The following is a 10,785-nucleotide window of genomic DNA, read 5'->3' on the forward strand; positions in this document are numbered from 1 at the left end:
TCGGGGGTCCCATCCACCATACCTTTCTTTCATTCTCTTTTTCTCGGGGGGGGGTTTTTATCCCCCCCCCCCCCCCCCGCCCGCGGGCGGGCCACGCCTCTTGTCTACGCGGCTATTTCTGCGGCATCTTGGCGACCATCGTGGACGACCAGGTGCGGGCGGCAGGAGGCTTGAGCCCTTCGGTGTTGAAGGTCCTGGCGATGCTGTAGGCCGATTCCCCCGACATGAAGTCTTGGAAGATCCTGACGGCGACGTCGGCCTCGTCTGGGACAAGCTGCCCCTTGCGCTCGCCTTTACGGATCCACCCGTAGGCGATGCAGCCCTGGGCGAGTCCGTTCTGCACGGCGGACAGGTGCTGGCGGGCGACGCGGCGGGAGGTGTCCTCGGAGGACTTGAGCGCCATCACGCACATCATGCGAGCCATGTGGCGGTCGCTGTCGTTGATGAGGTTCATGCGCCCGCCGGTGGCGCCGGTGACCGGCCTCTTGACGTACTCGACGATGTCGATGAGGTCTTCGAGATCCCGGGACTGGCGGACGAGCCGGTCGAGGTCGTAGAAGATCACGCCGTCGATGACGCCGTTGGCGAGGTCGGCGAGGAGCTGACGGAATTCGGGGCGCAGGACGATCCAGTCGATGGAGCCGTCGGGCTTGATTACCTTGCGCTTCTTGAATGCGGAGGTGTCGTTCTCCCGGTAGACCTTGGCGAATGCTCCCCAGCGCAGGCGGGCGCGGGTGTCTTCCGCGTCTTCGAGCTGGCGGTCGACACCGGCTTCGAGGCCGAAGCGGTCGGAGGAGATGCGCAGGTAAGCGCCGGGGCGCTTGGGGGCGTATGCCGCAAGGTGGTCATGGAGATTGAGGGTGACTTGACCGCCGCGGGAATGGGCGGGGACCTCGAAGTCCTCCCAGACGGTGGGGGCTGCTGTTGACACGGTTGGCTCCTGGCGCTCGGTGGCTCCCGATACCGGGCAGTTTCTGCCGAACTCAGGGGTTTGGTGGTGCCGTGGATCGGCTGTACGATCCGCGGCCGCCTACCTGGATACTGATCACCATGCGCACTGACTTTGATCCCGCCGCCATGTCCCGCAATGACTTCTACCGGCTGCTGACCGCCACTGTGGTGCCGCGGCCCATTGCCTGGGTGTCCACCACCTCGGCCGACGGAACGCACAATCTGGCCCCGCACTCCTTCTTCTCCATTGCCAGCGTGGCGCCGCCCGTTGTGCAGTTCAGTTCTGTGGGCCGCAAGGACACCCTGCGGAATATCGAGGCCACCGGCCAGTTTGTGGTGAATCTTTCGCCTGAGGGGCTTTTTGAGCAGATCAATGACACTGGTACCGATTTTCCGCACGGGGTGAGCGAATTCGACGCGGCGGGAATCGCCTCCGAGCCGAGTCTGCGGGTGAAGCCGCCGCGGGTTGCTGACTCGCCCGTGGCGCTGGAGTGCGAGGTGCACAGCACGCTCGGGATCGGGGACTCCACGGTCGTGTTCGGGCGGGTGGTGCACGCGGTCGTTTCGCAGGATGTGATGGTCGACGGCCACCCCGAGATCTCCAGGATGCGACCCCTTTCGCGGCTCGGGAAGGACGAATGGGGCACGCTCGGCGACGTCCGGGAGATCTCCCGCATCCGGCACGCGGAGTGGCAGGGGCCTGCCAGCAACAGGTGAGGGGAGGCGCCGGGAGCCGGGGAGGATTTCAAGTCGGTTCATTTGAGGGCCACTTCCGCCTTGCGGCGGTTTTCGACACTCTGTGGTGAGGTTGTCGGTGTCTGTCTGAGCAACGGACCACTGGAGTCGCTGTGACCGCTGTCCCTTCTGTGACCGCTCTCGCTTCCGCGTCCAATGAATCTCCGGGTGAATCTCCAGGTGAAACTCCGGGTGAATCTCCTGGTATCCGTACCGGTTCCGCGAAGGGGGCATTGAGCAGGCGCTTCGCGCTGCGGGCGGCGGCCGCCACGGCGGTTGCCGCCCCAGTGGCGGCGTACGGGGCCGGGACCGGGCACGCGGCCGACCACGGGCGGGGGCTACGGGTGATGAGCTTCAACCTGCGGTATGCCGCCGACACCCGGCCGAATTCCTGGGCCGAGCGCCGGCCAGTGATGCGGACACTGCTGCGCCGTGAGGCTCCGCAGCTGCTCGGAACGCAGGAGGGGCTGTACGGGCAACTACGCGATATCGCTGAGGATCTCGGCCCGCATTACGACTGGGTGGGGACAGGCCGGGCCGGCGGAAGCCGGGACGAATTCGCGGCGGTCTTCTACGATGTGCGCCGCCTCGCGCCCGTCGAGTACGACCATTTCTGGCTGTCCGACACGCCGTATCTGATCGGGTCGGCCACCTGGGGAAACACCGTCGTGCGGATGGTGACCTGGGTCCGCTTCCGGGACGTGCGGGCGGGCGGCGAGTTCTATGCGCTCAACACTCACCTCGACCATCTCCACCAGTATTCGCGTGAGCGGTCCGCCGCGCTGATCACCGAACGCCTGGGCGCGCTGGATTCCGCACTGCCCCGGATCGTGACGGGCGATTTCAATGTCGCGGCACACAATAATCCCGTGTACGAGGCGATGCTCGACGGTGGATCGCTCGTCGACAGCTGGGACACGGCTGAGGAGCGCAGCGCGCAGTACGCCACATTCCACGGATACCGGCCGCTGGTGCCGGACGGTGACCGGATCGACTGGATTCTCACCTCACCGGCCGTGCATACGCGGCGCGCCACGATCAACACTTTCGCCGAGCACGGTCAGTTTCCGAGCGATCACCTTCCGGTGCAGGCGTTGGTTGATTGGTGAGTGGGGTGGGGGTGGGGTGGTGTGGCGAGTGGTGTGGGGGAGTGAGGGTGTGGGGGCCCTGGGTGGGGTGTGCGTGTGGGTGTGGGCTTGAGTTCCGCCAGCGTTAGGAGTTCAGCGCTAGGGGAGCTGTCGGTGCTGATGGGTGGCGGAGCCCCGGATCTGCAGGCCGTCGAGGAGTTCCTGGGTTGCCGCCGCGACGACGTCCACCGCGTGATCGAACACTTCGCGGTTGTGCGCGGCCGGTGCGCGGAATCCCGAGACCTTGCGGACGTACTGCAGGGCCGCGGCCCGGATGTCCTCATCGCTGACCTCGGGCGTGATGGGTGGACGGAGCGTCTTGATGCTGCGGCACATGTGTCCAGTGTGCCCCCTGGCGCCGGACGGTGGGAGCGGTGTGCCCAGGTCCCGCGGGGTGTGCCTCAGGTGAGGCCGGTGACCCGCATCGTGATGTTGAGACGGCCGCCGGTCAGACCGGACGCGGGATCGCAGGTGCCCGGGTGGACCTTGGGCACCCCGTGGTACGCGAACCGGGACGGTCCGCCGAAGACGAACAGATCGCCGGACGCCAGCTCGATGTCGGTGTACGGCTTGGTGCGTGTCTCCGTATTGCCGAACCGGAAGACGCAGCTGTCGCCGATGCTGAGCGAGACGACCGGCGCGCTGGACCGCTCCTCCTTGTCCTGGTGCATGCCGAGCTTCGCCTGGCCGTCGTAGAAATTGATCAGTGCGGTGTCCGGGGTGTAGTCGTCGCCCGCGGACGCGTCCTGGTACGCCTCGACCAGTGCTCGGCGCCCCAATTCGACCATCCAGTACGGGAATTCGGCGACCCGGGCACCATTCACGTCGTCGGCGGTGCGGGTGTACGCATACGGCTGCCAGTGCCAGCCAATACACACCGTCTGGACGGACATCACGCCGCCACGGGGGAGCTTGGTATGCCGGATCGGCGCCGGGCCGCGCGCCCAGCCGCGACAGGCGGCGACCAGCTCGCGCTGCTGCGTCAGGGTGAGCCAGCCGGATACGTGGACGGCGCCGGGGGCGAGTTCCCGGCGGCCGCTTGGGCAACGTCCCTGGGTGGTGGGCGAGCCATTGGGGGCGAGGGGCGCGCGGCGCCCGCGTGGGGCCTTGTCGAGGTTCCCGGAGCGGTCGGGCTGTCCGGAGCCGTCGGGCTGCCCGAAGCCCTCGAAGCCGGGAAGTGGCGTGCTCATGTGTTCCTCGACCTTGCTTCTCGACCTGCCCGGTCCAGGGGGTTCTGGTGGGGTGGTGTTCTTCCAGCGTGCCATGGGAGTGGGGGCGGGCGGCTGCGAGGCTCATGGTTCGCTTTCGAGCCCCATGGCGCTACGTCGAGTCTGCGGCATCGGCGAGGTGGCCTGCTGGCGGAAAACGGACGTCATCGTTGTGTGATGTGGGCGCGGACGGGGGCGGGGGCGCGACGCGGCCGGTAGGTATGGGGCGGGACGGTGCCGGGGCAGGACTACTTGAGGTCGATCTGGAACACCTTGTCCGAGCCGGGCCCTCCGTCGCCGTTGTTGTCCGCGTTGGTGGTGGTCAGCCACAGCGAGTTCTCGCCAGGTACGGACTCGACCGTACGCAGCCGCCCGTAGTCGTTGGTGTAGTACGCCTTGGGGGTGCCCGCGTTCGTGCCGTCGACGGGGATGCGCCACAGGCGTTCGCCGCGCAGCGCCGCCATGTAGATCGCGCCGTCGGAGTAGGCGACCGCGCTGGGCGAGGCCTCGCTGACCGGCCACTGGCGCTTGGGGTTGGTCATCCCGTCGGTCGAGCAGTTGCCCTCGCACTGGGGCCAGCCGTAGTTCTTGCCGGGCTCGATGAGGTTCAGTTCGTCGTACTTGCTGTTGCCGAACTCGCCCTCCCACAGGCGTCCTTGGGCGTCCCAGGTGATGCCCTGCGGATTGCGGTGGCCATAGGAGTGGACAAGGTTGCCGAAGGGGTTGCCGGGAGCCGGCTTGCCCTCGGGCGTCATGCGCAGGACCTTGCCGTTGAGCGAATTAGTATCCTGGGCCAGATCAGGGTTCTGGGCGTCGCCCGTGGTGGCGTACAGGTAGCCGTCGGGGCCGAATTTGATGCGTCCGCCGTTGTGGTACTTGTTCTTCTTGATGCCGTCGACCACGACCTTGTAGTCGCCGAGCTGGCTGCCGTCGAAGGTCATCCGTGCGATGCGGTTGCCTTCCGCGGCGGAGTGCATCACGTACACATAATGGTCGGTCTTCCAGGACGGCGATACGGCGATGCTCAGCAGTCCGCCCTCACCGCCGGTGGTGACGACGTTGGGCACCTTGCCGACCTGCTTCTTCGTGCCGTCCTGGGTGAGTGTGTAGACCGAGAACGAGTCGCGCTCGGTGAGCAGGGCGGAGCCGTCGGGCAGCCAACTCAGGCCCCAGGGGATGGACCAGCCCGACGAGACGGTGCTGGGGGTGCCGGGCTCCGACGCGAGTCCGTCGCCCGTTGTGCCGTGGGGCGTGGCGCGGTGCGTCGCGTTGGCGGCTCCGCCGGTCCCGGCGACCGTCACGAGAAGGCCGGTGGCCAGGGCGGATGCGGCCACCAGGGTGAGCGTGACGCGGCGTGGGGATCTGGTGCGAATGCGCATGGGGGACCTCCGGTCAGACGGTGTGACTGGGCATGGCATTCCCTCGGGTGAGCATCAGCGGCGCCGGGCTGATAGGAAAGTTTCCTGTTGGTTCGGCGGGAAACTACTGCGCTTGTGGGCATGGGGTCAAGAGACTGGAGGTGGGCGTATCTCCGGTTCGGTTAGGGGGAGTTGAGGAGTTGATTGCGTCCGCCGCACCGGAGATCTTTTTGTTCAAGATCTTTGCTCCGTGCGTGCATGCTGAGGGCAGCCGCAATGAGCAGGACGGTTATGGGATTTGGGACTACGGCGCGGGGGTGCGATCGGGTCATGCTCCAGACCGTTTTTCGGGTTGCCCCATTGACCGCGACCCCACGTCTGAGGATTCTGCAAAGCGGCACACTGCTCGATGATCCGCCAACGGCCGGCGCCCCCTGAGACCGTTGGCGCCTTGGCGACCGGACCGCCGGTCGCGCAGGCAAGCGGGTATGAGGCGTTCCCTCGGCAGTGCTGTGCGAGCAATGACAAGCGCGCGAGCAGCGACCGGCATTCGGGTGATGCGACGACCGGTGTGCGAGTCATGACCGTCAGCCGAGTGCAAGACGTGCAACGTGCAATCGCGACCCCAACCCGCAATCACGTACAGCCGCAGCTGCGTACAGGCACAGCCATAGGCGCGTCCACCGCTACAGCTACAGCCCCACAAGAAAGGCTGGCCCCCTCCATGAACGCCATGAACGCCACGAGTGCCATGAACGATGCCATGGTGCAGAGTCTGCGGAACCCGCTGATGCATCAGCATTCGCATGCCACCCACACCCAGACCCACACTGACACCCACGCCCACCCCGCAGCCCCGTACGGCGAGCGGGCGACCTGGCAGGCCCCGGGCTACACGGTGATCGAGACCGCGCTCGAAGTCACCGCCTATTCCCTCCACGCACGCTGACCGCCCGCCATGCTGCTGCAGGTGCTCGGCACCGCGGCGGGCGGCGGAGTGCCTCAGTGGAACTGTGCGTGCCCCGGATGTTCCGGGGCACGCACGCACCCCGAATGGCGCCGCCGCCACGCCTCGCTCGCCGTACGAGCCGACGACGACCACTGGTATCTGATCAACGCCACCCCCGACATCGCCGACCAGATAGAGAGCACCCCGGCCCTGCATCCGGGGCCCGCGGCGCGCCGTACCCCCGTGGCGGGACTGGTGCTCACCGATGCCGAACTCGACCACACCCTCGGCATCGCACGGCTCCGTGAGAGCGACCGCATCGAGGTGCTCGCCACCGGACCGGTCCGCGCCGCGCTGCGCGACCGGGCGCACCTGGACGACATCCTCACGCCGTACGCCACGCTCGAATGGCGGGAGTTGGGCTCCCGGCCGGTTCCGTTGAGCGAAGGGTCCGACATCGAGATCAGCGCCCTGCCCGTGTCCGCGAAACGGCCCCGATACGCAGCCGTCGGCTCCGCCACGCCGAGCGTCGACCCACGGGCCGTCGAAGCGTGGGCCATCGACCCACGGGCCGTAGAAGCGTGGGCCATCGCCCCATGGGCCGTCGAGCCGTGGGTCATCGCGGTACGGCTGCACGACCGCCGTACCGGAGGCACCGCCGTATACGCGCCCGCGCTCGCCGCCTGGCCCGACGACTTCCAGCCGGCGCTGGCCGACGCCGACTGCGTCCTACTCGACGGCACCTTTTGGGACGACGACGAACCACGCCGCAGCGGATTCTCCGCCCGTACGGCCACCGGCATGGGCCATCTGCCCATCGACGGGCCGGATGGCACCGCCCACCGGCTCGCCCCGCTCACCGCACGCTGCTTCTACACCCACCTCAACAACACCAACCCCCTCGTCGATCCCGACGCGCCACAGCACAAGCGACTGGCCGAACTGGGTCTCGCGGTGGCCGCGGAAGGGATGGAGATCGCCCTATGAGCATGCGATCAGGCACGCCATCGAGTGCGCTATCAAGCACCTCACGGCGTACGTCATCAAACGCGCCGTTCGAGGAGCGGCTGCGGTCCGTGGCGCGCGACCACTACCACGACCGCCACCCCTTCAACATCCGCATGCACAACGGGGAGTTGACGCCCCAGGAGCTGCGCCGCTGGATCCGCAACCGGTTTCACTACCAGCGCCATATCCCCGTCAAAGACGCCCTGATCACCGCGAAGCTGCGGACGCCGGAGCTGCGCCGGATGTGGCTGCGCCGGATCCAGGACCACGATGGACAGGAGGAGGGCGAGGGCGGCATCGAGCGCTGGCTGCGGCTCGGCGAGGCGGCCGGACTCGACCGGTCGCTGCTGATGGACGAGGCGAGCGTGCTGCCCGGCGTACGCCTCGCCGTCGACGGCTACGTCAACTTCTGCCGGCTGCGCTCGCCTTTGGAGGCCGTCGCCGCCTCGCTCACCGAACTGTCCGCGCCCGACATCATGCGCACCCGGATCGACGCCTTCGAAAAGCACTATCGCTGGATCGATGCCGAAGGCCTCGCCTACTTCCGCGGCCGGCAGAGCCAGGGGCAGCGGGACAGCAAGGAAGCCCTCGCGCTGGTCCTGGCCTGGGCACGCACCGAGACGGCACAGGAGCTGGCGGTCGCCGCGCTCACCTTCAAGTGCGAGGTGTTGTGGTCACTGCTGGACGCGGTCGAGCTAGTGGAGCGGCCGTGACCGGGAGGCCGACGGCTACGAACGGGAGGCCGACGGCCATGAACGGGACGAGAGGAGCCGCCACGAGGGCGGAACCGGCCGCGACCACGAGCGCAGAGGCCGTGCCAGTGACCACGAGCGCAGAGGCCGTGACCGTGACCACCACGGAAGCGGCCCCATCCGGCTGGCGCCCCGCCCTCGCCTCCGCCGTCCACCTGCGCCACGACCAGGTGCGCGACGTCGACCTGCTGCTTCTGCCCGAACGCGTCGTGGTACTCACGGGCAACGCCGGCACCGTGCTGCGCCTCTGTGACGGAGAGCGCGAAGTGCCCGACATCGTCGCTGAGTTGATGAACCAGTACCCGGGTGCCCCGGTGGCGGACGAGGTGCCGGAATTCCTCGACCGGATACGAGAGGAAGGCTGGCTGCGATGACCGCACCCTCCGTGCCCTCCAAGCCTTCCAAACACTCCAAACCCGCCGTACCCTCCAAGCCTTCCGCGCCAGGGGCCCGTACGCCCGCGCGACCGGACCCGGACTCGGAATCGGAACCCGAATCGGAACCCGAACTCGAATCGGAGCCGGGACTGGACCCGGAATCGGAGCCGCTGGCCACGGACTTGCCGCCCCGCCCCTGGGCCCTGCTCGCCGAACTCACCCACGGCTGCCCACTGCACTGCCCCTACTGCTCCAACCCGCTCGAACTCACCCGCCGATCAGCGGAACTGACGACCATTCAGTGGTCCGACGCGCTGCGCGAGGCCGCCGACCTCGGGGTGGTCAGCGCGCATCTGTCCGGCGGTGAACCGCTGCTCCGCTCCGACCTGGAGGCGATCGTCGCGGCCGCCGACGGCGCCGGCATCCACACCCAGCTCATCACCAGCGGCGTCGGCCTCAGCCAGGTCCGGCTCGGCCGACTCGTCGACGCCGGACTGCGCAGTGTGCAACTGTCCGTCCAGCACGCCGACCCGAGCACCAACGATCTGATCGCCGGGCGCCGATCGTTCACCGACAAGGAGCGGGCCGCCGCCCTGGTCAGGGACGCCGGGCTGCCGCTCGGTCTCAATGTCGTTCTGCACCGCCACAACCTCGACGCGCTGGACGACCTCATCGATCTCGGTCCGGCCTGGGGCGCGGACCGTATCGAACTCGCCAACACGCAGTTCTACGGATGGGCGCTGCGCAACCGGGCCGAGCTACTGCCCTCCCGCGAGCAGCTCACCCGAGCGCAGCGGACCGTACAGCGACGGCGCGCCGAGCTCACCGGAAGGACCGAGCTGGTCTGGGTCGTCCCCGACTACTTCGACGGCAACGCCAAGCCCTGTATGGGTGGTTGGGGCGCCATCTCGCTCACCATCACCCCCGACGGTACGACCCTGCCCTGCCCGGCGGCCGCCTCGATCCCCGGCCTTGACGCCCCCAATGTCCTCGACCGCCGGCTGGCGTGGATCTGGGACCACTCCAGGGCCTTCACCCGCTACCGGGGCACGGACTGGATGCGCGATCCGTGCCGCAGCTGTGAGCTGCGTGAGAAGGACTTCGGCGGCTGCCGCTGCCAGGCGTACGCGCTCACCGGCGATGCCACGGCCACCGACCCGGCCTGCCGGCTGTCCCCGGAGCACGCCCTCGTACGCGACCTGGTGGACGCCCCGTCCGAGCGGGTACCGGGTGGACTCGGCCGCCCGCGCAGGCCGGCCCGGCGCGCCGACGCCCCCTAAGCGACCAAACCACGTGGGCTGAGGGACGAGGGACGAGGGACGTGAGGGCTGAGGGATGACGGCGGACAGCGGGTACGGCGCTGCCGTCGCGGCCGGGGGGAAGTCCGCGACGGCAGCTGATCGGGGTGCGAGCCGCGACCGGCTCGGTCACTGGCGGTAGTGCTCCACGATCTTGGTGGCGACACCGCCCTGGAGCGTGACCCGGACCTCGATGGAGTTCATCTTGGCCGCCTTCTCCAGCTGTGACTCGGTGCACGGCGAGGTGCCGTATCCGCTGTCGTCCGCCGTGACGTTGCCGTTGGACGCGCAGATCCCTGCGGCGCCCAGGGTTTTCGTCTGCGTGCTGACGAAGAACGCCTGCTCGGTACCGGACTTCGGGGACACCGTCAGCTTGCCGGGTGCCAGGTAGTTGAGGACACCGTTGAACGTGCCGTTCACGCCCTTCCCGTTGGAAGCGTCGCCGGAACCGGCCGCCGAGCCGGAACTCGTACCGGCACCATCTTTCCCGGCGTTCGACGTCGAGCCGCCGCCCGTGTTGCCGCCCGTGTTGCCGCCCGTCCCGGCGCCCGACCCATTGCCGCCGTTCCCGCCCCCGTCCTGGGCACCGTTCTTGCCCGGCGTCACCGACTCGCCGCCGGACGACGCCCCCTTGCCTGCGGCATCCGAACTCGACGAGACCTTGTCCGCCTTGGTGTCGTCCTCGGCGCCCTGGCAGGCGGTCAGCGAGAGCGCGGCGACGGCGATCAGCGAAGCCGCGGCGACCCGGCGCCCACGTCGGAAGACGGAACGGGTAGTGCTCGCATCGACGTCGGTGGCCTGGTTCCAGGACATGGGATCCCCTCGTATGTCCGCTGCTGCACAGCGGCTCTGCGTGTGGCGTTCGTTGGCACCATCTCCGTGATTGGTACATGCATCAGCTTGGCCAGAGCCGCTGGTGATCGACTAAGGGCTCGCAGAGAATCAACGTGTTGCTTCACGTGATTCGGCTCGTTGGTCTGGTATGGGCGTCTCCGATGAAGTTCGTGGTCAACTCGCCGTGA

The 10,785-nt window shown here is 68.1% G+C and carries 11 protein-coding genes and 1 pseudogene; 7 read left to right on the top strand and 5 right to left on the bottom strand.

What is annotated here, in order from left to right; genetic code table 11:
• Positions 1-112: 112 nt before the first annotated feature.
• Positions 113-931, bottom strand: coding sequence for a recombinase family protein (locus tag AB0I10_RS38435; RefSeq protein ID WP_363157393.1), 819 nt, complete (start codon positions 929-931; stop codon positions 113-115).
• 119 nt (positions 932-1,050) lie between these two features.
• Here AB0I10_RS38435 and AB0I10_RS38440 point away from each other — a divergent pair, with 119 nt between their 5' ends.
• Both AB0I10_RS38440 and AB0I10_RS38445 read left to right on the top strand, forming a co-directional pair.
• Entirely contained in the window at positions 1,051-1,668 is a 618-nt protein-coding gene (locus AB0I10_RS38440; protein ID WP_363157394.1) for a flavin reductase family protein, read from the top strand.
• A 251-nt stretch (positions 1,669-1,919) separates the two neighbouring features.
• Positions 1,920-2,795 carry an endonuclease/exonuclease/phosphatase family protein gene (locus tag AB0I10_RS38445; protein ID WP_363157395.1) on the top strand — a complete coding sequence of 292 codons (876 nt, stop codon included), beginning with the start codon at positions 1,920-1,922 and terminating at the stop codon, positions 2,793-2,795.
• A 117-nt stretch (positions 2,796-2,912) separates the two neighbouring features.
• Here AB0I10_RS38445 and AB0I10_RS38450 read toward each other — a convergent pair whose 3' ends face one another.
• The 3 genes from AB0I10_RS38450 to AB0I10_RS38460 all read right to left on the bottom strand — a co-directional run bounded on the left by AB0I10_RS38450 (position 2,913) and on the right by AB0I10_RS38460 (position 5,400).
• A complete protein-coding gene (locus AB0I10_RS38450; RefSeq protein ID WP_363157396.1) occupies positions 2,913-3,149 on the bottom strand; it encodes a DUF2277 domain-containing protein in 237 nt (78 codons plus the stop codon).
• 65 nt (positions 3,150-3,214) lie between these two features.
• Positions 3,215-4,003 (bottom strand): alpha-ketoglutarate-dependent dioxygenase AlkB, encoded by a 789-nt coding sequence (locus AB0I10_RS38455; protein ID WP_363157397.1) that lies wholly within the window; start codon positions 4,001-4,003, stop codon positions 3,215-3,217.
• 266 nt (positions 4,004-4,269) lie between these two features.
• Complete coding sequence (locus AB0I10_RS38460; RefSeq protein WP_363157398.1) at positions 4,270-5,400, bottom strand: PQQ-dependent sugar dehydrogenase; 1,131 nt, start codon at positions 5,398-5,400, stop codon at positions 4,270-4,272.
• 841 nt (positions 5,401-6,241) lie between these two features.
• On the opposite strand from AB0I10_RS38460, the pseudogene pqqA reads away from it, so the two are divergent.
• The 5 genes and pseudogenes from pqqA to pqqE all read left to right on the top strand — a co-directional run.
• Positions 6,242-6,328, top strand: a pseudogene (gene pqqA / locus AB0I10_RS38465) (pyrroloquinoline quinone precursor peptide PqqA); the annotation flags it as partial.
• 9 nt (positions 6,329-6,337) lie between these two features.
• A complete protein-coding gene (gene pqqB / locus AB0I10_RS38470; RefSeq protein ID WP_363157399.1) occupies positions 6,338-7,315 on the top strand; it encodes a pyrroloquinoline quinone biosynthesis protein PqqB in 978 nt (325 codons plus the stop codon).
• Positions 7,312-8,049: a pyrroloquinoline-quinone synthase PqqC gene (gene pqqC / locus AB0I10_RS38475; protein WP_363157400.1), complete on the top strand. Its 738-nt coding sequence runs from the start codon at positions 7,312-7,314 to the stop codon at positions 8,047-8,049. The genes pqqB and pqqC overlap by 4 nt, the downstream gene beginning before the upstream one ends.
• 134 nt (positions 8,050-8,183) lie before the next feature.
• Positions 8,184-8,462 (top strand): pyrroloquinoline quinone biosynthesis peptide chaperone PqqD, encoded by a 279-nt coding sequence (pqqD, locus tag AB0I10_RS38480; protein ID WP_363157401.1) that lies wholly within the window; start codon positions 8,184-8,186, stop codon positions 8,460-8,462.
• A complete protein-coding gene (gene pqqE / locus AB0I10_RS38485; protein WP_363157402.1) occupies positions 8,459-9,745 on the top strand; it encodes a pyrroloquinoline quinone biosynthesis protein PqqE in 1,287 nt (428 codons plus the stop codon). Before pqqD ends, pqqE begins: the two co-directional genes overlap by 4 nt.
• 147 nt (positions 9,746-9,892) lie before the next feature.
• On the opposite strand, the gene AB0I10_RS38490 is transcribed toward pqqE, so the two are convergent.
• On the bottom strand, positions 9,893-10,576 hold the full coding sequence (locus AB0I10_RS38490) for a hypothetical protein (RefSeq protein ID WP_363157403.1): 684 nt from the start codon (positions 10,574-10,576) through the stop codon (positions 9,893-9,895).
• Positions 10,577-10,785 lie beyond the last annotated feature (209 nt).

The sequence above is a fragment of the Streptomyces sp. NPDC050636 genome (assembly GCF_040654775.1).
Classification (GTDB): domain Bacteria; phylum Actinomycetota; class Actinomycetes; order Streptomycetales; family Streptomycetaceae; genus Streptomyces.